12 protein-coding genes are annotated in these 21,422 nt (G+C 61.1%); 3 read left to right on the top strand and 9 right to left on the bottom strand.

The window, feature by feature from the left end; genetic code table 11:
* Nucleotides 1-132: 132 nt before the first annotated feature.
* The gene (locus ACCC96_RS21090; protein WP_019579267.1) at nucleotides 133-366 is read right to left on the bottom strand and encodes a DUF3203 family protein; all 234 of its coding nucleotides are present in this window, start codon (nucleotides 364-366) and stop codon (nucleotides 133-135) included.
* 280 nt (nucleotides 367-646) lie between these two features.
* On the opposite strand from ACCC96_RS21090, the gene ACCC96_RS21085 reads away from it, so the two are divergent.
* From ACCC96_RS21085 to glgB, 3 genes are all read left to right on the top strand, one after another.
* Nucleotides 647-2,644 (top strand): alpha-1,4-glucan--maltose-1-phosphate maltosyltransferase, encoded by a 1,998-nt coding sequence (locus ACCC96_RS21085; protein ID WP_413696804.1) that lies wholly within the window; start codon nucleotides 647-649, stop codon nucleotides 2,642-2,644.
* Between the two features lie 178 nt (nucleotides 2,645-2,822).
* On the top strand, nucleotides 2,823-6,164 hold the full coding sequence (gene treS, locus ACCC96_RS21080; RefSeq protein WP_413696803.1) for a maltose alpha-D-glucosyltransferase: 3,342 nt from the start codon (nucleotides 2,823-2,825) through the stop codon (nucleotides 6,162-6,164).
* Nucleotides 6,165-6,166: 2 nt separating this feature from the next.
* Complete coding sequence (glgB, locus tag ACCC96_RS21075) at nucleotides 6,167-8,398, top strand: 1,4-alpha-glucan branching protein GlgB (protein ID WP_258668602.1); 2,232 nt, start codon at nucleotides 6,167-6,169, stop codon at nucleotides 8,396-8,398.
* 109 nt (nucleotides 8,399-8,507) lie between these two features.
* Here the strand turns inward: glgB and ACCC96_RS21070 are convergent, their stop codons facing one another.
* From ACCC96_RS21070 to treZ, 8 genes are all read right to left on the bottom strand, one after another.
* Entirely contained in the window at nucleotides 8,508-9,572 is a 1,065-nt protein-coding gene (locus tag ACCC96_RS21070) for an autotransporter domain-containing protein (protein WP_413696802.1), read from the bottom strand.
* A gap of 426 nt (nucleotides 9,573-9,998) precedes the next feature.
* Nucleotides 9,999-10,799, bottom strand: coding sequence for an endonuclease/exonuclease/phosphatase family protein (locus tag ACCC96_RS21065; protein WP_413696801.1), 801 nt, complete (start codon nucleotides 10,797-10,799; stop codon nucleotides 9,999-10,001).
* Nucleotides 10,800-11,017: 218 nt separating this feature from the next.
* Nucleotides 11,018-11,776 (bottom strand): PIG-L deacetylase family protein, encoded by a 759-nt coding sequence (locus ACCC96_RS21060; protein WP_019650000.1) that lies wholly within the window; start codon nucleotides 11,774-11,776, stop codon nucleotides 11,018-11,020.
* Between the two features lie 256 nt (nucleotides 11,777-12,032).
* Entirely contained in the window at nucleotides 12,033-14,189 is a 2,157-nt protein-coding gene (gene glgX / locus ACCC96_RS21055) for a glycogen debranching protein GlgX (protein ID WP_413696800.1), read from the bottom strand.
* A gap of 206 nt (nucleotides 14,190-14,395) precedes the next feature.
* Nucleotides 14,396-14,737 (bottom strand): DUF2934 domain-containing protein, encoded by a 342-nt coding sequence (locus ACCC96_RS21050; protein WP_413696799.1) that lies wholly within the window; start codon nucleotides 14,735-14,737, stop codon nucleotides 14,396-14,398.
* A 21-nt stretch (nucleotides 14,738-14,758) separates the two neighbouring features.
* Nucleotides 14,759-17,545: a malto-oligosyltrehalose synthase gene (locus ACCC96_RS21045; protein ID WP_413696798.1), complete on the bottom strand. Its 2,787-nt coding sequence runs from the start codon at nucleotides 17,543-17,545 to the stop codon at nucleotides 14,759-14,761.
* On the bottom strand, nucleotides 17,542-19,620 hold the full coding sequence (malQ, locus tag ACCC96_RS21040) for a 4-alpha-glucanotransferase (RefSeq protein WP_413696797.1): 2,079 nt from the start codon (nucleotides 19,618-19,620) through the stop codon (nucleotides 17,542-17,544). The genes ACCC96_RS21045 and malQ overlap by 4 nt, the downstream gene beginning before the upstream one ends.
* Nucleotides 19,617-21,413, bottom strand: coding sequence for a malto-oligosyltrehalose trehalohydrolase (gene treZ, locus ACCC96_RS21035; protein WP_413696796.1), 1,797 nt, complete (start codon nucleotides 21,411-21,413; stop codon nucleotides 19,617-19,619). The genes malQ and treZ overlap by 4 nt, the downstream gene beginning before the upstream one ends.
* Nucleotides 21,414-21,422 lie beyond the last annotated feature (9 nt).

Below are 21,422 nucleotides of genomic sequence, written 5' to 3'. Positions count from 1 at the left end.
AGACTCAGCTAGCGCAATAAAAAGCGGATCAGATGGATTGCCCACACCCGCCTGCGACAACTTGATGCACCCGCAAGGGCGGGCTGCAAGTACCTATGTCAGGCGCTGGCGGGGTGTGTTGATGCGGGTCAGTCAAATCACCGAATCACTGTTCGTTGCCTTCAAATGCCGGCGACCGTCCACGGCGCCTGCTACGGTCAATGCGTCGGCTTCTGCTTCGGTGATGTAGAAACGCCGGCCGTCGAAGTCCACTGCCGACATGGATTTTTCCTCGTCAGTGATTATGGTGATATCAGGGCAAAGGCGAATTTCTTCGCTGTCCTCGGTGATGAAGAAGCAGGTCTGGTTTTCGATTCGCACGGTCATGGAGGAGGCCTTTTTTGCGGATTCATTAAGTGTTAGGACGCATTGGCCGGTGATTGTTCTGTGCAACCGATAGATGGCGTGAGTCGTGCTTAAGTTGGTTGACCCGTGCCCGAAGGATTCGATTCCCCGAAGGACCTGGCAAATCCCTCTGAACTTTGCCGGCGCCTGTGGCTCGGAACTTATGTGTGTTCATACCCTTGAGTTCATCTCGGGGCAGATCGCTTCGTGTGAGTGATGACCAGGCACAAGAGCGTCCTTGGGGCGTAAGGAGAGATGCTCGATGACCGCTGAAAAACCCACAGAACTGAGCTACAACCCGCATATACCGCTGTCCCAGGCGTTACTGCTGCCGCGTATCGTGATTGAAAACACCATGCCGACCCTCGATGGCGGGCAATTCGCCGTTAAAGCCGTGGTCGGTCAGGACGTGGTGGTGACCAGCAAAGTGTTTGCCGACGGTCACGACAAACTGGCCGTGCGCATTCGTTGGCGTGCCGAGGGCGACGATACCTGGCAGAGCGAGGTGATGGTCGAGCTGGGCAATAACGGCTGGCAGGGCCAGTTCCGTGTCGAGAAGCAGGGCCGCTATGTGTTCTGCCTTGAAGCGTGGATCGATCAGTACGCCAGCTTTTGTTATGAGCTGGAAAAAAAGCACATGGCCGGCGTCTCAGTCAGCCTGGAGCTGCAGGAAGGGCGCACTCATGTGCAGCAGGCGGCCGAACGCAGCGAAGGCCAACTGAGCGAACAACTGGCGGCGTTGCACCATGAGTTGTCCGGTCTGCTCGAAACCGAGCAGGTCGCCTTGTTTTTGCACCAACGCAGCGCGGACTTGATGGCCCAGGCCGATCATCGTCCCTTCGTGAGCCTGAGTCCTGAATTTCCGGTGGACGTGGAGCGGGAGTTGGCGCAGTTCGCCAGTTGGTATGAATTGTTCCCGCGCTCGATCACCGATGACCCGGCCCGGCACGGCACCTTCAACGATGTGCATACGCGGCTGGCGATGATCCAGGATATGGGGTTCGACGTGCTGTACTTCACGCCGATCCACCCGATCGGCCGCAGCTTCCGCAAAGGCCCGAATAACTCGCTGACCGCCGGCCCCGACGACCCGGGCAGTCCTTACGCCATCGGCAGCGAAGAAGGCGGGCATGAGGCGATTCACTCGGAACTGGGCAGCCGCGAAGATTTTCGCCGGCTCGTCGCGGCGGCGGCCGAGCACGGGCTGGAAGTGGCCCTCGACTTCGCGATTCAGTGTTCCCAGGATCACCCGTGGCTCAAACAGCATCCGGGCTGGTTCAACTGGCGGCCGGACGGCACGATCAAATACGCCGAGAACCCGCCGAAGAAGTACCAGGACATTGTCAACGTCGACTTCTATGCCGTGGAAGCGATTCCCAGTCTGTGGATCGAGTTGCGAGACATCGTGGTGGGTTGGGTCGAGGAGGGCGTGAAGCTGTTTCGCGTTGATAACCCCCACACCAAACCGTTGCCGTTCTGGCAGTGGTTGATCGCCGATGTGCGGGCGCTGTACCCCGAGGTGATTTTTTTGGCGGAAGCCTTTACCACGCCGGCGATGATGGCGCGTCTGGGCAAGGTCGGTTACTCCCAGAGCTACACCTATTTCACCTGGCGCAACACCAAGACCGAACTGGCGACCTATTTCACCGAACTCAACGAGTCGCCGTGGCGCGAATGCTACCGACCGAATTTCTTCGTCAATACACCGGACATCAACCCGGCGTTCCTGCATGAATCCGGGCGCGCCGGTTTTCTGATTCGTGCCGCGCTGGCGACCATGGGCTCTGGCTTGTGGGGCATGTATTCGGGTTTCGAACTGTGTGAAGCGGCGCCGGTGCCGGGTAAGGAGGAGTACCTCAATTCCGAGAAGTACGAGATTCGCCCACGGGACTTCACCGCGCCGGGCAACATCATTGCCGAAATCGCCCAGCTCAACCGCATCCGCCGGCAGAACCCGGCGCTGCACACGCACCTGGGCCTGAAGGTCTACAACGCCTGGAACGACAACATTCTGTACTTCGGCAAACGCAGCGTGGATGGCAGCAATTTCATTCTGGTGGCGGTCAGCCTCGATCCACATAACGTCCAGGAAGCGAATTTCGAATTGCCGCTGTGGGAAATGGGCCTGCCCGACGATGCCAGCACCCAGGGCGAAGACTTGATGAACGGCCACCGCTGGACCTGGCACGGCAAGTACCAGTTCATGCGGTTCGAACCGTGGCATCTGCCGTTCGGGATTTGGCGGATTACCGCTTCTTGACTGTGGCAAGTGGGCTTTTGTGGCGAGGGAGCTTGCTCCCGCTGGGTCGCGCAGCGGCCCCAGACAATATGTCAGTCACACCTCATTTGCAGGTTTTACGACTGCTTCGCAGCCGAGCGGGAGCAAGCTCCCTCGCCACAGGTCCGGCGGTTTTATTCGAATTCAACAGGAGTTTCAAATGGCGAAGAAACCCAGGTCTGCCACCTTCATCAAAGACCCGCTCTGGTACAAGGATGCGGTGATCTACCAGGTTCACGTTAAGTCTTTTTTCGACTCCAACAATGACGGAATCGGCGACTTTCCCGGCCTTATCGCCAAACTCGATTACATTGCCGATCTGGGCGTCAACACCATCTGGCTGTTGCCGTTCTACCCCTCGCCACGACGCGACGATGGCTATGACATCGCCGAATACCGGGGCGTGCACCCCGACTACGGCACTCTGGCCGATGCCAAGCGTTTCATTGCCGAGGCCCACGAACGTGGCTTGCGGGTGATTACCGAACTGGTCATCAACCACACCTCGGACCAGCACCCGTGGTTCCAGCGCGCGCGCAAGGCCAAGCCCGGCTCGGCGGCCCGCGACTTCTACGTCTGGTCTGATGACGATCAGAAATACGACGGCACCCGCATCATCTTTCTCGACACCGAGAAGTCCAACTGGACCTGGGACCCGGTGGCCGGTCAGTACTTCTGGCACCGCTTCTATTCCCACCAGCCGGACCTGAATTTCGACAACCCGCAAGTGATGAAAGCGGTGCTGTCGGTGATGCGCTACTGGCTCGACATGGGCATCGACGGCCTGCGGCTGGACGCGATCCCTTACCTGATCGAGCGCGACGGCACCAACAACGAAAACCTCCCCGAGACCCACGACGTCCTCAAGCAGATCCGCGCCGAAATCGACGCCAATTACCCCGATCGCATGCTGCTGGCCGAGGCCAATCAGTGGCCGGAAGACACTCAGTTGTATTTTGGAAACACCGACGCCAAAGGCCAGAACGGCGACGAATGCCACATGGCGTTTCACTTCCCGCTGATGCCGCGCATGTACATGGCGCTGGCCCAGGAAGATCGTTTCCCGATTACCGACATTCTGCGCCAGACACCGGAAATCCCTGCCAACTGCCAGTGGGCGATTTTCCTGCGCAACCACGATGAACTGACCCTGGAAATGGTCACCGACAAGGAGCGCGATTACCTGTGGAACTACTATGCGGCCGACCGTCGGGCGCGGATCAACCTGGGGATTCGCCGGCGTCTGGCGCCATTGATGGAGCGCGATCGTCGTCGCGTGGAGCTGCTCAACAGTCTGTTGCTGTCGATGCCCGGCACGCCGACCCTGTATTACGGCGATGAAATCGGCATGGGTGACAACATCTACCTCGGCGACCGCGACGGTGTGCGCACGCCGATGCAATGGTCAATCGACCGTAACGGCGGCTTTTCCCGCGCCGATCCGGCCAGCCTGGTGTTGCCGCCGATCATGGACCCGCAATACGGCTATCTGTCGGTTAACGTCGAAACCCAGGCCGGTGATCCTCATTCATTGTTGAACTGGACCCGGCGCATGCTCGCGATACGCAAGCAGTCCAAGGCCTTCGGTCGCGGCACGCTGAAGATGCTGTCGCCGAGCAATCGACGGATTCTGGCCTATACCCGCGAATTCACCGGCGCGGACGGCAAGCACGAGATCATTTTGTGCGTGGCCAACGTGTCCCGCAGCGCGCAAGCGGCGGAGCTGGATTTGTCGGCGTATGTCGGCATGGTCCCGGTGGAGATGCTCGGCGGCAATGCGTTTCCGCCGATCGGCCAGTTGAATTTCCTGTTGACGCTGGCGCCTTACGGCTTCTATTGGTTCGGCCTGGCGGCGGAGAACCAGATGCCGAGCTGGCACGTGGAGCCGGCGCAAAGCCTGCCGGATTTCACCACCCTGGTGCTGATGAAGCGCATGGAAGAGCTGCTCGAAGCGCCGTCCCGGCACTCGCTGGAGCAGGGTATTTTGCCGAGCTGGTTGCAGAATCGCCGCTGGTTCGCCGGTAAGGACGGCACCATCGACAGCGTCAATCTCGCTTACGGCGTGCGCTTCGGCGACCCGCAGCATCCAGTGCTGTTGAGTGAAATCGACGTCACCAGCGCTGGCCAGACCAGCCGCTATCAGTTGCCATTCGGCTTTATTTCCGAGGAACAGGTTGGCGCGGCGTTGCCGCAGCAATTGGCGCTGGCCAGGGTCCGGCGCGGTCGCCAGGTCGGCCTGATCACCGACGCCTTCAGCCTCGACAGCTTTGTTCATGCGGTGTTGCAGGGGTTGCTGGCCAGCACGGTGCTGCCGTCGGACGGTGGCGAGATCCGTTTCGAGCCAACCGACGAATTGGCCAAACTGGGGCTGAGCGCCGAGTCGGAAGTGCGTTACCTGTCTGCCGAGCAATCCAACAGTTCGGTAGTGATCGGCGCCAGTCTGGTGTTGAAGTTGATCCGCAAGGTCGCGTCTGGTGTGCATCCGGAACTGGAAATGAGCGCGTACCTGACCCACGCAGGTTTCAAAAATATTTCGCCGCTGCTGGGGGCGGTGATTCGTCGCGATGCGGCGGGCGAGGACACGCTGTTGATGATCGCCCAAGGTTACTTGAGCAATCAGGGCGATGCGTGGGAATGGACCCAGAACAACCTCGAACGGGCGCTTCGCGACGAACTCGCCGATGCCGTCTCCGAACAGGAACAGCACTACAACGCCCTCGGCGAGCTGAAGGATTTTGCCGGCATGCTCGGCCAGCGCCTGGGGGAGATGCATCAGGTACTGGCGACCCCAAGCGCCAACCGAGACTTCGCGCCACAAATCACCAGCCAGAAAGAGGCGCTGGCCTCGGCCAAGGATGTAGCGGCGCAACTGGAGCACGCGCTGAAGCTGCTCAAGCAACATCAAACAGAACTGAGCGCGGCGGACCAGACGTTGGTCAGCCGATTGCTGGACAACAAAAAAGCCATCCTCAGCCATGTTCAGGAACTGGGTAAGAAAGCGGCCGGTGGTCTGCGCATTCGCGTCCACGGTGACTTGCACCTGGGGCAAGTGCTGGTGATCAAGGGCGATGCCTACCTGATCGATTTTGAGGGTGAACCCGCGCGGCCGCTGCGTGAGCGCCGCGGTAAACACAGCCCCTATAAAGACGTCAGCGGCGTGTTGCGCTCCTTCGATTACGCCGCGGCGATGGCGATCAATGTACACAACGTCGACAACACGGCGGATGCCCAGGCGGCGCGTCAACGGGTCGCCGATCGCTATTTGAAAGAGGCGCGACAATCATTTGTCGACGCTTATCGGCTGGCGGCAGCTAGTCTTGCTCATGCATGGCAAGATCCCGAAGGCGAGGACGCTGCGCTGGCGTTGTTCGGGCTGGAGAAGGCGGCTTATGAAGTGGCCTATGAGGCGGAAAATCGCCCCACCTGGCTACCGGTGCCTTTACACGGTTTATATGGATTATTGAGTGGGCTTAAACCCTTTTCCGATCTTGGTGGAGAGTAGTCATGAGTTTCTCGAACAAGGAACAGGGGCACGTTAAAGAGGCGCTGCTGCCCAAGGCGCGGGACATCGACGCATTGGTACGCGCCGAACATCAGGATCCCTTCTCAATTCTCGGCCCGCACGGTGATGGCGCCGGCGGGCAATTCATTCGGGCCTATCTGCCGGATGCCTTGAGTGTGCAAGTGGTGGACAAGGCCTCCGGAGAAGAACTCGGCAGCCTTGAGGCCACCCAAACCCCGGGGCTGTTCGTCGGTCATTTCGAACAGGCACGGCCCTATTTGTTGCGAACCCGTTGGGCCGGCGGCGAGCAACTGGCCGAAGACCCCTACAGCTTTGGTCCGTTACTCGGTGAGATGGACTTGTACCTGTTCGCCGAGGGTAATCACCGCGACCTGAGCGGTTGCCTCGGCGCACAGCTGAAGACGGTCGATGGCGCGGATGGCGTGCGTTTCGCCGTGTGGGCACCGAATGCCAGAAGGGTCTCGGTGGTCGGCGATTTCAACGTCTGGGACGGTCGTCGGCATCCGATGCGCCTGCGTCATCCTTCCGGTGTCTGGGAGTTGTTCATTCCGCGCCTGCAAGCGGGGGAAGCCTACAAATACGAAATCCTCGGCGCCCACGGCATTCTGCCGCTCAAGGCCGACCCGATGGCCCTGGCCACCGCGCTGCCTCCGGACACCGCATCAAAAGTCGCCTCGCCACTGAAAGTCGACTGGCAGGACCAGGACTGGATGCAGTCCCGCAGCGAGCGTCAGCGAACCAGTGCACCGCTGTCGATCTATGAGTTGCATGCCGGTTCCTGGCAATGCGAACTGGATGACCTGGGCGAAGTCGCCCGTCAGTACACCTGGCCCGAGCTGGCCGAGCGGCTGATTCCGTATGTGAAAGAGCTGGGTTTCACTCACATCGAATTGATGCCGATCATGGAACATCCGTTCGGTGGTTCGTGGGGTTATCAACTGTTGTCGCAATTCGCCCCGAGCGCCCGTTACGGCTCGCCGGATGAATTTGCCGCTTTCGTCAACGCCTGTCACCAGGCCGAAATCGGCGTGATCCTTGATTGGGTGCCGGCGCATTTCCCGACCGATGTCCATGGCCTGGCGCAGTTCGACGGCACCGCGTTGTACGAATACGGCAACCCGATGGAGGGCTTTCACCAGGACTGGGACACGCTGATCTACAACCTGGGCCGCACCGAGGTGCACGGCTACATGCTGGCGTCGGCGCTGCACTGGCTCAAGCATTTCCATGTCGATGGACTGCGGGTCGACGCAGTGGCGTCGATGCTGTATCGCGATTACTCGCGCAAGGCTGGCGAGTGGGTGCCCAACCGTCACGGCGGTCGGGAGAATCTGGAGGCCATCGATTTCCTGCGCCATCTCAACGACGTTGTGGCCCTGGAAGCGCCGGGTGCACTGGTGATTGCCGAGGAATCCACCGCGTGGCCGGGTGTCAGCCAGAGCACGCAACAGGGCGGGCTGGGTTTTGCTTATAAGTGGAACATGGGCTGGATGCACGATTCGCTGCATTACATTCAGCAGGATCCGGTGTACCGCGCCCATCATCACAATGAGCTGAGTTTCGGCCTGGTGTATGCCTGGTCCGAGCGTTTCATCCTGCCGATTTCCCACGACGAAGTGGTGCACGGCAAGCATTCGCTGATCGACAAAATGCCCGGCGATCGCTGGCAGAAATTTGCCAACCTGCGGGCTTACCTGAGCTTCATGTGGACCCATCCGGGCAAGAAACTGTTGTTCATGGGCTGCGAGTTCGGCCAGTGGCGCGAATGGAATCACGATCAGCAGTTGGACTGGTACTTGCTGCAATATCCGGAACACCAGGGTGTGCGCAAACTGGTCGGCGACTTGAATCGGTTGTATCGCGAAGAGCCGGCCCTGCACGATCAGGACGATGTACCGCAGGGCTTCCAGTGGTTGATCGGCGACGACGCGATCAACAGCGTTTATGCCTGGCTACGCTGGAGCAAGGAGGGCAGGCCGGTATTGGTGGTGGCCAACTTCACCCCGGTGCCGCGTCAGTCCTACCGCGTCGGCGTGCCGTTTGCCGGGCGCTGGGTCGAGTTGATCAACAGCGACGCCGACACCTATGCCGGGTCCAATTACGGTAACGGTGGCGGGGTGTTCACCGAGGAAGAACCGAGCCATGGGCAGGCACTTTCCCTGGTGTTGAATTTGCCGCCGTTGGCGGTGTTGATTTTGCGGCCGGAGGGGTGATCGAAAAGATCGCAGGCTTCGCCAGCTCCTACGGGATCGGGGCCGTCCCAGGTGGGCGGGACAACGCTGAACTGTAGGAGCTGCCGAAGGCTGCGATCTTTTGATCTTTTTACCACCGCATCCGCACCCCGAGGCTGCCAATCAACCCGTTCAAATCATTGTCATCCACATTGCTGCTGTAATCGGCGCTGATATACAGGCTGACCAAAGGCGTCACCCTGGCCACCAACCCCAGGCCTACGTCCACTGTCGATGAATTGCGGCTGCTGCTGATTTTGTCGACCTGATCCAGGCTCACGGTGTTGCCGGTGTACACCGTATGCCACACGTTGGTCCGCACATAGGGTTCGACCGGCAAGCCATTGATATCGTAACTGCCTTTCAAGCGTGCACCGACCCGTCCGCTCCAGGACGTCAGGTCGCTGGACGAGGCGTTGCCTGACCCGGCATACGGCGTATCCAGCGTGATGCGTTGATTGATCAACTGCGCTTGGGGTTCAACCACCCAGTTTTCGCTCAGGCCAATCGGGAAACCACCTTCCACCGACACTGTCATCGCGCTGCCTTCGGTGGTTTGTCGCACGCCCTGGTCGTTGCGGCTAAAACCGCTGACCCGGCCGCCGCTGGCCGTCAAGTCGACGTGCCAGCCTTGCGGCCCGGTCAGGCTCCAGTAGGCACCAAGGCTTTGGCCTTGAAGGTTGAGCGTGTCGTGGCTGGGGTCGGCGAGGGCGCGGCTGGTCAGCAGGCCGTTGTCGTTGCCCTGGAATTGAGCGGTGCCGCCGATCAGTCCGACCCGTTGGGTACTACCGCTGTTGCTTTGCACGGTCAGGAGCGCCGGGCCTTTGAATTCGCTGGCTCCGGGGATCGTGCCCTGGGCCAGATAATCGGTTTGGGCCTGCCGCGACGTCGGGCCATAGGCGTGGTCCCAGGCCAGGGGCGCGGCGTCTTCGATCGTCAGGCGTGAGCTGGGTAAGTCTGAGTTGACGCGTAAGCGGTCGGGATACGTGGCCAAGCCGAAGGGCAAGGTAATTGTCGGCAGTTGCTGGCTGTACCAGGGCGTTGTTTCGTCCTCGGCAGACGACGCTCGCACCTCCATGGATGAGCACAGCAGGAGTGAACCGGAGACAACGCAAAAAGTGAATTTTATCTCTTGTGGGGTGAATGAAGTTCTCATGGAGGTCTACCTTGCAATCGCATGCGTATCTCGCTGTGGCGTCTCTCCTACCCCGAATGAGGGGCGACCGAATGGATTGAGGCAAGGTCCGACCCGCCCGTTTTACGGGTGTCTGGAGGCTTGCCCCTGATGGATTTCCGGGGGTAGTAAGGACTAGCTAAGAAGACCGATGGCGCTGCGTCAAGAAAATGGCCGATAAGTGGTGCGGCTATTTTAGACTCTGTAAGTGACTGATTATTGGCGCCGATCTAAGTTGTTGTTTGTACGAAAAATCATCCTGAAAGGTGCAATCCAGACGTATTGGGTAGTGGGCTATCGGTTGCGTGACGGATGAACAGTGCAAAATTCATGAGCAAGTCCGTGACGTGATTACTGTCATTTTTTCTGCTTCAGGCAGCAGTTCTTGGCGCCTGTCGCTTGACGGTGTTACAGGCGTACCTCCACCGCCAGCGGCAAATGGTCCGACAGGTGCGTCCAGGGCTTGTAGCCGAGTATGCGTGGCTCATGACTGCTGGCATTGCGCAGGTAGATGCGGTCCAGGCGCAGCAGGGGAAACCGTGCCGGGTACGTTTTCGCCGGGCGGCCGTGGTGGCGTTCGAATGCTTCATGCAGGTAGTCGCGTCGGGCGAGGGTGGCATTGCCTTGCAGCTGCCAGTCGTTGAAGTCGCCGGCAATGATTACCGGGGCGTCGTCGGGTAACGATTCGAGCAACAGGCAGAGCAACTGCAGCTGGAGTTGTCGATGGCTTTCCAACAGGCTCAGGTGCACGCAAATGGCATGCACTTCGGCATGGCCCGGCACATCCAGCACACAGTGCAGCAAGCCGCGCCGCTCGGGGCCAGTGATCGAGACATCGAGGTTGCGAAATTCGCGGATCGGGTATTTCGACAGCAGGGCATTGCCGTGATGGCCGTCGGGGTAGACCGCGTTGCGACCGTAAGCAAAATCGCTCCACATACTGTCGGCCAGGAATTCGTACTGCGAGGTCGGTGGCCAATCGTTGTAACGGGAAGAATGGCGGTCGTGTTCACCGACCACTTCCTGCAGAAACACCAGGTCCGCCGACGTACTGCGTACCGCTTCGCGCAGTTCCGGGAGGATGAAGCGTCGGTTGAGGGCGGTGAAACCCTTGTGAGTATTGACCGTCAGTACTCTGAGTCGGCGAATCGCCGGGGGCGTGTTCGATGGCACTGATTCGACGGCTTGGCGTTCGGTATCGTGGGTCACGTTCACTCCTCTGAATCAGGGCTGCTGTATGTATGCGACTGATGCGTGGGCGAGCAGTTCAGCGTGATTTGTGGCAAGGGTGCTTTTGTGGCGAGGGAGCTTGTCGGATCGCCGCACCGTCCCGTTCGGCTGCGCAGCAGTCGCAAAGATTTTGGGGCCGCTTCGCAGCCCAGCGGGAGCAAGCTCCCTCGCCACAAAAAAAACATTCTTCGAGTCATTCAGACAAACACAATTTCATACGGCAACCGCATGCGCTCCAGAATCACTCGTGGCAGCAGCGGGGCGATGCCGATCGCCGGTTCGCCGTCGAGCTGGCTGGCGTAGGCATAGGTGGCGTGGCTTTTGCGCGCGACAGTCCAGGTGTCGAGGCGTAGCTTGCGCGCGCGATGCCAAGGAAGTTGCCCGTGGTCGCGCATCGGCCAGTGCCAGGCCCAGACCGGTATTTCGTTGAGCGTCGCCCCGACCAGGGCGGCGGCCCTGGCGCTGGCCCGGCCGACAGCGTCGTGGTCGACGTTGCCGTCTTCGCGCCAGGTGGTGAATACCACATCGCCGGGGCGCAGGTAGCGGACGATGAACTGGGTCAATTCTGACTCCCGCTCGTCCAGAGCGTTGTCGGTGAAGCCGCCGCGAATCCACTTCAGGCTGTGCATCGGCAAGCCGAGCCGGCGCAAGGCTTCGACACTTTCCTGGGGGCGGAACACGCTCAGGCGTTTTTCTGACCACTGTCGCGACCCCGGATGGCTGGCGCTGCCATCGGTAATCGAGATCAGTTGCAGAGGATGACCAAGGGCGCACAACAGTTGCAGCAGGCCACCGCAAGTCACCACTTCATCGCCGGGATGCGGGGCGATTATCACTGCGCGAGCTCCAGCAGGGACCAGTGTTTCGGTGTTGATGACGGGGATGTTGTCCAGTTGTGGGGCGCTGTTCCAGATCTGCGCAGACAAGCTGTTTTCGCTGATGGAAACCGGTTTCATAGGCGCTACATCCTTGTTCTGTCTGGCCCTCAGTCGTGCGCAATGCTTGCAAGGGCGCAAGCCTGGCAGACCCGTGAAGGCGGGTAGATAGCAATGTGCGGCGCTCCGAACCCTGGATTGCCGCGGTCAGAGTATTGCCCATGAAACGCTATTCGTCGCCTCAGCCTTTGGTCTCATGCCGTTTTTTAACCCTGGCTGTGTCGGGGTTCGCAAAAAGTCACCTCGGCAGCTGCTACAGATATTATGGTGATCACTTTCACTCTTCTTCCTCATGCTGCAATTCAAACAACAGCAGCGAACGGCCAGTAACCGAGTATTGGCGACCAAACTCAAAGCGTTCCTGGCCCCGAATCGACGGTTGATTGGTATCGATCATGCAGGTCCAGAAACCGCCGTCAGGCACTTCCGGCAGCAGGAAGTTGACGATGTCATGGTGCGCGTTGACCACCAGCAGCAGGGTTGCGTCGGCACCCTTGCGGCGAATGCCGGTTTCCTGGGCGCGGCCATCGAGCAGTATGCCCATGCAGCGACCGTGACCTTCTTCCCATTGCTCATTGGACATTTCGCTGCCGTCCGGGGCCAGCCAGGTCACGTCCTTGACCCCGATGTCTTCGTTGTAATTGCCCACCAGGAAGCGCCCGCGCCGCAGGATCGGATAGGCCAGGCGCAACTTGATCAGGCGTTTGACGAACTTGAGCAGCGCCTTGCCGTCTTCGCTCAGGTCCCAATTGACCCAACCGATCTCGCTGTCCTGGCAATAGGCATTGTTGTTGCCTTTCTGGGTGCGGGCGAACTCGTCGCCGGCCACCAGCATCGGCGTACCTTGGGACAGCAGCAGCGTGGCGAAGAAGTTGCGCATCTGCCGCAGGCGCAGGGCATTGATCTCGGGATCGTCGGTGGGGCCTTCGACGCCGTGGTTCCACGACAGGTTGTTGCTGCTGCCGTCCTGATTGTTCTCGTCGTTGGCCTCGTTGTGCTTGTCGTTGTACGACACCAGATCGTTGAGGGTGAAGCCGTCATGGGCGGTGACGAAGTTCAGCGAAGCATACGGTCGACGGCCGCGCTGGTTGAACATCTCTCCGGAGGCGGTCATGCGGCTGGCGAAGTCGGCGAGCTGGCCGTCGTCACCTTTCCAGAACGCGCGCACGGTGTCGCGGAATTTGTCGTTCCATTCGACCCAGCCCGGCGGGAAGTTCCCGACCTGATAACCGCCGGGGCCACAGTCCCAGGATTCGGAAATCAACTTCACCTGACGCAGCACCGGGTCCTGGCGACAGGCGACGAGGAAGCTGTGCCGTTCGTCGAAGCCGTCATGGTAGCGGCCGAGGATGGTTGCCAGGTCGAAACGGAAACCGTCCACGTGCATTTCCGTGGCCCAGTAACGCAGCGAGTCAGTGACCATTTGCAGCACGCACGGGTGGCTCAGGTCCAGGGTGTTGCCGGTGCCGGAATCGTTGATGTAGTAGCGTTTGTCGTCGGGCCTCAAACGGTAGTAGGAGGCGTTGTCGATGCCGCGCATGGACAGGGTCGGGCCTTGTTCGTTGCCCTCGGCGGTGTGGTTGTAGACCACGTCGAGGATCACTTCCAGATGGGCGTCGTGCAGGTGCGCGACCATCTCCTTGAACTCGGCGATCTTGCCGCTGGCCAGGTAGCGCGGGTCCGGGGCAAAGAACGCGATGCTGTTGTAACCCCAATAATTGGTCATGCCTTTGTGCAGCAGATGCTGGTCGTTGACGAAGGCATGGATCGGCAGCAACTCCACAGTCGATACGCCGAGCTTGCGGATGTGTTCCAGCACGTCATCGACCATCAACCCGGCGAAGGTGCCGCGCAGGTTCTCGGGAACGGCGGGGTGAAGCATGCTGAAACCGCGTACGTGAGTCTCATAAATGATCGTCTTGTCCCATGGCACGCTGACCCGATGGTCATGGCCCCAGGTGTGGGCAGGGTCGATCACTTTGCACTTGGGCACGAAGGGCGCGCTGTCGCGCTCATCGAAACTGAGGTCGGCGTCGGGGTGACCGATGGTGAAGCCGAACAACGCTTCGGACCATTTCAATTGGCCGACCAACTGTTTGGCATAGGGGTCGATCAGCAGTTTGTTCGGGTTGAAGCGATGACCGTTGGCCGGGTCGTACGGCCCGTACACGCGATAGCCGTAGATCAGCCCCGGATGGGCGTCGGGCAAGTAGCCGTGGTAGATCTCGTCGGTGTATTCCGGCAGCTCGATACGCTCCAGTTCCACCTCGCCGGCATCGTCGAAGATGCACAGTTCGACCTTGGTCGCGTTAGCCGAAAACAGCGCGAAATTGACCCCCAGGCCATCCCAGGTCGCGCCTAGCGGGAAGGGCAAGCCTTCACGGATTCGCGAGGCCTCGTGAGGTTCGGGCGCGGTTTTCTTTGGACTGGTCATAGCTGCTCCTGCAACGGTATTTTTCGAGGGCGCTCTGTGGCGAGGGGGCTTGTCGGAACGCCGCATCGCCCCGTTGGGTCGCAAAGCGACCCTTAAACCAGTCACCGCAATTCTTTAATCAGCAACGTGGCGTCTGGTTTACGACTGCTTCGCAGCCGAACGGGGGCAAGCCCCCTCGCCACAAATCAGGACAAGACAGTGAAGCGTCAGACCTCGGGTGGTTTACGCGCGGTGCGCGGCTTTTTCACGGTGGTTTTTTCGCCCGGCGGGATCACTGCCGAAGCGGCAGCGGGTTTGGCTTTGGGCTTGGCGCGGGGTTTGGTTTCGAGGCCCTTGCCATTGACCAGCTTGCCGTCGGGCTTGCCGGCCGCGGGCTTGCTTGCGGTTTTGCTGCTGTTCGTTTTGGCTGGTTTGCCGGGCGCCAGGGCTTCGGCCTCGGCGAGTTTGCAGGCCATCTCCCAATGGCGGGCTTCCTGGCCCTCGGGTTTTCCTTCGGATTCCCAGATTTGATAGGCAAATTCGCGAATGCGTTTTTCGTCGGTACTCATCGCAATGCTCCTGAACTGAACTCAAGTTTGGGTAAAGAGATTGACCGGGAAATCCCCCAGCGCGGCGCCGACCATCAGCTCCTTGTGTTTTGTGACTGCGACGCTGGTAAAAAGTCCCTTCAGATTTTCTTCGGTGGCCGTGAACGGCAATTTGATTCGGGTATCGCCCCACAGCGACGCGTCAATCTGGGGGGCGGCACTGTTTTCCAGCAGTCCGGCACAACGTATCGGTACGGCCACGATTGCCCGTTTTCCCTGCCATTCTCGAGCAAACGCCAGTACCCGGTGAGCCTGGCTGCCAATCACTTCAAGGGCTTGATAAGTGCCTTTTTGAAACAGTTCGGCATGCCCGGCACGCCGGTTCAGCGCCCGGGCGATCAAGGTTTGCTTGATGCGCCCGTTACGCCAGTTCGCCAACACATCGGGCAGGCCAAGCGGTAGGTGCATGGCCTGCTGACGGCTGACGTAATCCACCGGCCGGCGGTTATCCGGATCGACCAGCGAGAAGTCCCAGAACTCGTTGCCCTGATAGAGATCCGGCACTCCCGGCACGGTCATTCGCAGCAAGGTTTGCGCCAATCCATTCAGTGCACCCGGGACGGCAATGCGTTGAGCGGCCGCCTCGATGGCCGCGCGCAATGGCTGACCTTCGGGGCTCAGCAGCAGGCGTTCGAGAAACCCGTGGGTCGCCTGTTCATATGCCTCGTTTGACGCGCTCCAGCTGCTTTGCAACTTGGCTTCGCGCAGGGCTTTGCGTTGCCACTGCCAGAGGCGTTTGGCGAAGTCCTCAAGCGCTGGTTGATCGTCGCTACACAATTCCAGTGGCCAACTGCCGAGGATTGCTTGATAGAGAATCAGCTCGTCGCCCGCCGAGGGCGCGCCGGGGTCGCTGCGCAGTTCGCCCGCGAGGGTTCGCCAGTGCTCGACCTGTTCGGCGTACCAGGCGCTGCGCTCGCTCAACACCGCCAGCCGCGCGCGGGTGTCTTCACCGCGTTTGTGGTCGTGGGTCGCGGTGGCCAGCAGGTTGTCGGGGAACTCGGCGAGGCGATTGGCGCAGGCGGCATGGAAGTCGGCAACCGGGGCGCTGAACTGCTCGGTGTTGTAGCCGACATCGTTGCGCGACAGCAGCACCGCCGAGCGATAAAGCGCGGTGTCTTCCACCGCTTTGGCGGCCGTCGGTGAGGTCAGTTGCTGGAAGCGCACGCAGGCATGCTTGAGCAGTTTGCGTGGACGGCCCACCGGGCGCTTGCGCCAGGGTTGGCCACCGAGCCAGCCGGCCAGGCAATCGAGCACCGGCCAGTCGGCCTCGCCAAGGGTTTGCCTGGCACCGGCCATGGCCTGCTGGAAAAACACCTCGTCCTGGGCCGCGCGACCCAACGGGCTGATGTAAGTGCGGTACACCGGGAAGTGCACGATCAGTTCCTGCAAGGCCCGCCGGATCGCGCCGAGGGTCAGGTCCCGGGTCATCAGGTCGTCCCGAGCCATTTGCAACAGGGCGTGGGCAACACTTTCGAAATCGCCTGCGAGGGAGCCGTTGAGAATCTGCTGGCGCGCCAGTTGTGCCTCCTGGCGGAAATCGGCGGGCCGTTCGCTGTGCCGGCTCCAGAGTTCGCCCAAGGCCTGGGCGCCTTCGGGGTCGTGTTGCAGCAGCGACAACTGGTTCATGAATTCGTAACCGGTACTGCCATCGACGCACCAGTCGCGGTGCAGGGTTTCGCCTTCGCCGAGGATCTTTTCGACGTAGATCGGCAGGTGTCGGCCCGGTGCCAGGCGATCGACCCTGCGCCGCAGTTTGCGGCAGTAACCGCGCGGGTCGGCGAGGCCGTCGATGTGGTCGATGCGCAGCCCGTCGACCAGACCTTCGGCCACCAGCTCGAAGATTTTTGCATGGGTCGCCTCGAACACCGCCGGCCGTTCGATGCGCAGGCCGCCCAGTTCATTGATATCGAAAAAGCGCCGCCAGTTGATGTCGTCCGCCGCGGTGCGCCAACTGGCCAGGCGATAACTCTGGCGCTCCAGCAGGTTATGCAGGCGCTGGAAACCGTCGGGAGTGAGCGAGTCGTAAGTGTCGAGGGTGTGCTGGATGGCGTGCAGAATGGCCGGATCACTGGCCAATTCCCGCAGCTCGGATTTCAATGGAATCGCCAGGCTGTACACGTCGGACTGATAACTCAAGGTGTCGAAGCGATCTGCCAGGGATTTGAGCCGTTCAGCCTGCTTGGCATTCAATCGGTCATCGGCCTTGAGCAGTTCGCCGTAGTCGGTGGGGCATATCGGGAAGTGGTGTTCATAGTGCTCGACATGAAAGGCGCCGCGCCGGGCATCGAAACGCAAGGGCAGGGTGCCGTCCTGCAAGGCGATGCCGTAGTCGCTGCCCAGAAAAGGCAGCAGCAACTGGCCTTCCATCAACGGATCGGGCGAGTGCCATTGAATGTCGAAGAACTCGCCGTAAGGGCTCAGTCGTCCCCATTCCAGCAAGTCGAGCCACCAGGGATTGTCGCCCCCGCCGACGGCCATGTGGTTGGAAACGATATCGAGGATCAGCCCCATGTTCTGTTCGCGCAACGCAGCGACCAAACGGCGTAACGCCGCTTCGCCGCCCAGTTCAGGGTTGACCGTGGTCGGGTCTACCACATCGTAGCCGTGCATGGAGCCGGCGCGGGCGGCGAGTAGCGGCGAGGCATAGAGATGACTGATGCCCAGGCTGGAAAAATACGGCACCAGTGGCACCGCTTGATCCAGGGTGAAGCCTTGATGAAATTGCAGCCGCAGGGTCGCCCGCAGCGGCTGGCTGAGCGGTTGATTCATTGGTCACGCTCGGCCGCCTGAAGTCGCGCACAGGCGAGCAGTTCGAGGCGGCGGGCCGCATCCGGATCATCGAGCAGTGCCTCGCTGTCGCCGGGCAACCGGCGGGACCAGTTGGGGTGGGTGTCGGTGGTGCCGGGCAGGTTGGCCTGCTGTTCGATACCCAGGGCATCTTCCAGCGGCAACAACACCAACGGCGCGCGGGTATGACCGAGGAACCGGATGGCGGCGTCGAGTACCTGATCGGTTTCATGGGACTCTTCGCGAAAGTTCTGCGGGTCCTGGCTCAGCACCCGGCGCAAGCCCTCGCGCTCGCGTTCGCGATGTTGACGCCATTCGATTTCACCCGTGGCGTCGACCAGGCCCAGGCGTGCGCTCCAATCGATATCGCGGCCATGCCACCAGCCATTGAGCGTCGGCAGGTCGTGGGTGCTGGTGGTGGCCAGGGCGTTGTCCGGCCAGTCGAGAATCGGTTTGAAGTGTGTGTTGTCCTGTTCGAACAACAGCACGCGCATGCCGAGGATCGAGCGCGCGATGAGTTTTTCGCGCAGGCCATCGGGCACGGTACCGAGGTCTTCGCCGAGGACGATGGCCTGATGCCGATGGGATTCGAGGGTCAGCAGGCGCAGCAGGTCGTCCAGCGGATAATAAAGGTAGGCGCCGTCGCTGGGCGGCGCGTCTTTAGGGATCACCCATAGCCGTTGCAGGCCCATGACGTGATCGATGCGCAGGCCGCCAGCATGGGCGAAATTGGCCCGCAGCATTTCGATGAACGCACGAAAGCCATTGCGCACCAGGCCTTCGGGGGAAAAAGCGGAAATCCCCCAGCCCTGGCCGGTGCGGTTGAGGATGTCCGGTGGCGCACCCACGGTCAGCGAGGCGAGCAATTCGTCCTGGCGACTCCAGGCCTGGCTGCCGCCGCCGTCAGCGCCCACCGCCAGGTCGGCGATCAGGCCGATGCCCATGCCGGCACCACGGGCGGCGGTTTGTGCGCGCTCCAGGCTGCGCGCAATCAGCCATTGGCAGAACGCGTAATAGCCGATGCGGGCCGAGTTCTCTTCGGCAAATTGCGCCAGAGCGGCGCTGCGCGGGTTACGCCATTGCTCGGGCCACTCGCGCCAGTCGAGGCTTTCACCGCGCCTTGCACGGGCTTCCTGGATCGCTTCGAAGCGGCAATGATTCTCCAGCGCTTCGCCACCGGCGTGACGGAAGCTGCTGAAGTCGGCATGCAAGGGGTGTGCGCCGTGGGTGAATCCTTCGTACAAGGCTTCCAGCAAGCGATGTTTGGCCTCGGCGGCGGTGGGCCAGTCGATCAGCGGCAATGCCTCGAGGTGCTTGAGTTCGGCGGCAAGGTCGGTGGCGTCGATCGCGGTGCGCAGGGCACGCTCACCGAGAATCGCACCGGGCGCCGCGTACAGGCTATTGAGGAACAAGCGGCTGGACGGCGAGTAAGGGCTGTAACGCTTGGTATCGCCGCTGAACATCGCATGCAGCGGGCTGATCGCCAACGCTTCGGCGCCCCGTTCGCCGGCCACCCGGGCCAGATCTTCGAGGGCCTGGGTATCGCCGAAACCGCCATCGCCGGGGCGGCGCAGCGAATACAACTGCACGCTCAGGCCCCAGGCGCGCGGGGTTTGACTGTCAACGGCGTCGCCGACGCTGTAGCAGCGCTCGGGTGCCACCGCCAGGGTGAACGATTGATCGTCGATGCTGACGTGCTGATAACCCACCGGCACCAACCCGGGTAACACAGCGTTGTCATCGAGCTTGAGGCTGAGCCGCGAGCCGTCTTCGAGATGGATCTCACACGGGGTTTGCGGTGCGAAGTAGTGGGCCAGATCAAGACCGACGCCAACGTCGCAGGTCAGCAGCGGCGGCAGGTGCCGGGTTTGTTGCACCTCCTGCAGTTGCAGCAGGCTGGCGTCGATTTCCTGGGCGGTGCTGGCGGGATGGCCAAGCCCGATGAGCACCGAGCGCAGCACCGCCGGCGTGACTTTTTGTGGCCGGCCGTTGGCGTCGATCCAGTCGACGGCCAGGCCGGCTCGGCTGGCCAGTATTTCCAGTTGCGCATCGCTCATGGTCGCTCTCCATCCGGGGGTAGCAAAGGGGCTGCGGCTGTGAGGCTGACGAGCGCGCAATACGGGGCAAGGGTGCCCTGATCCAACAGACCGGCCGAGTGCGGCGGGTATTCGAACAGCAGCGTCGCGTCGGCCTGTGGGGTGTGGACCACGGCTGCGTCGCTGAGGTTCAGGTCAATGCGCAACTGACTGCCATCGCCCAGCCGCCAGCGTGCCGACACCGCGCCCTCGGCCAGTACCTGCGCGCCCAGCGCATGGGCGCCGGGCAACTGCGGGATGATGTGTTGATGGCGGATTTGCAGCAGTCGACGATACAGCTCATGAATGGCCGGTTGCCGGGTGGCGGTCAGCTTCGGCCGCGACGCTTCGAAAGTCTGCATCGCGTTCGGGTCGGGAATCTGCTTGCGTTTGTGCGGGTCGGCAAAGGCGCTGAAGGCCGCGAATTCGTTGCGTCGACCTTCGCGCACCAACTCCGCCAGTTCACCGTGGTGGCTGGTGAAGAACAGGAACGGTTGCTCGGCGGCGAACTCATCGCCCATGAACATCAGCGGGATCATCGGCGACAACAGCAGCAACACGGTGGCGGCGTTGAGGGCCTCGGAACGGGCCAGTTGATGCAGCCGCTCGCCAAAGGCGCGGTTGCCGATCTGGTCGTGGTTCTGCAGGAACAGCACGAAGGCCGTCGGCGGCAAGTGACCGCTCGGCTCACCGCGCGGCGTACCATGGCGGGTGATATGGCCTTGAAACACGAAGCCCTGGCTCAGGCAACGGGCGAGTTGTTCGGTGGGGTTTTGCGCATAGTCGGCGTAATAGGCATCGGTTTCACCGGTAAGCAACACGTGCAGGGCGTTATGGCCGTCGTCGTTCCACTGCGCGTCGAAACCTTGCTCCAGCAGGCTGGCCTGGTTGTGCTCGTTTTCCGCCATCAGCCACACATGCCGCGCCGGGTCGATTTGCCGGCGAACCCGTTGCGCCAGCTCTTGAAGGAAGTCCGGGTCTTCGATGGCGTGCACGGCATCCAGACGCAGGCCGTCGAAGCGGTATTCCAGCAACCACATCAGCGCATTGTCGATAAAGAAGTCACGCACCTCGCGCCGGCGAAAGTCGATGGCTGCGCCCCACGGGGTGTGTTGGTCTTCGCGGAAAAAACCTTTGGCATAGCGATGCAGGTAATTGCCGTCCGGGCCGAAGTGGTTGTAGACCACGTCGAGAATCACCGCCAGGCCATAGCCGTGGGCCTTGTCGATCAGGTGTTTGAGTTGTTCGGGCGAACCGTAGGAGGCCTGCGGTGCGTAAGGCAGAACCCCGTCATAGCCCCAATTGCGCTCGCCGGGAAACTGCGCCAATGGCATCAGTTCGATGGCGGTAATCCCCAACTCGACCAAGCGCGCCAGATGCTGCTCGACCTCGCTGAAACCGCCGAGCGCACCGACATGCAGTTCGTAGATCACCGCCTCGTTCCATGGCCGACCTTGCCAGGCACTGTGTTGCCAGCGATAGGCGAGGGGATCGACCACCACGCTGTGGCTGCCGATATCCCCTGCCTGCGCGCGGGAGGCCGGGTCCGGCACCTCCAGCTCGCCATCGATGTTGTAGCGGTAGCGGGTACCCGCGGGGCAGCGGGTCTTGATCACAAACCAGCCATCGGCCTGAGGCAGCAGTGGCAGGGATTGTCCGTTTTCCAGTTCAAGACTGACGTAAAACGCATCTGGCGCCCACAAGGCAAAACGCGTGTGTTCAGCGTCCAGCATGATTGCGCCGTGGGGCCAGGTTTCAAGAGTCCGTAACGGCATCGTTGAAAA

This window comes from Pseudomonas sp. Pseusp11 (assembly GCF_047304405.1).
Taxonomy (GTDB): domain Bacteria; phylum Pseudomonadota; class Gammaproteobacteria; order Pseudomonadales; family Pseudomonadaceae; genus Aquipseudomonas.
Note: the sequence above shows the minus strand (reverse complement) of the source record. Positions and strands in the feature narration are given on the sequence as shown.

Coding starts and splice junctions, on each gene's coding strand:
- ACCC96_RS21050 (WP_413696799.1), bottom strand. CDS start 14,737: ATGAGTACCGACGAAAAACGCATTCGCGAATTTGCCTATCAAATCTGG.
- treZ (WP_413696796.1), bottom strand. CDS start 21,413: ATGCCGTTACGGACTCTTGAAACCTGGCCCCACGGCGCAATCATGCTG.
- glgB (WP_258668602.1), top strand. CDS start 6,167: ATGAGTTTCTCGAACAAGGAACAGGGGCACGTTAAAGAGGCGCTGCTG.
- ACCC96_RS21085 (WP_413696804.1), top strand. CDS start 647: ATGACCGCTGAAAAACCCACAGAACTGAGCTACAACCCGCATATACCG.
- ACCC96_RS21070 (WP_413696802.1), bottom strand. CDS start 9,572: ATGAGAACTTCATTCACCCCACAAGAGATAAAATTCACTTTTTGCGTT.
- ACCC96_RS21045 (WP_413696798.1), bottom strand. CDS start 17,545: ATGAATCAACCGCTCAGCCAGCCGCTGCGGGCGACCCTGCGGCTGCAA.
- ACCC96_RS21060 (WP_019650000.1), bottom strand. CDS start 11,776: ATGAAACCGGTTTCCATCAGCGAAAACAGCTTGTCTGCGCAGATCTGG.
- glgX (WP_413696800.1), bottom strand. CDS start 14,189: ATGACCAGTCCAAAGAAAACCGCGCCCGAACCTCACGAGGCCTCGCGA.
- treS (WP_413696803.1), top strand. CDS start 2,823: ATGGCGAAGAAACCCAGGTCTGCCACCTTCATCAAAGACCCGCTCTGG.
- malQ (WP_413696797.1), bottom strand. CDS start 19,620: ATGAGCGATGCGCAACTGGAAATACTGGCCAGCCGAGCCGGCCTGGCC.
- ACCC96_RS21090 (WP_019579267.1), bottom strand. CDS start 366: ATGACCGTGCGAATCGAAAACCAGACCTGCTTCTTCATCACCGAGGAC.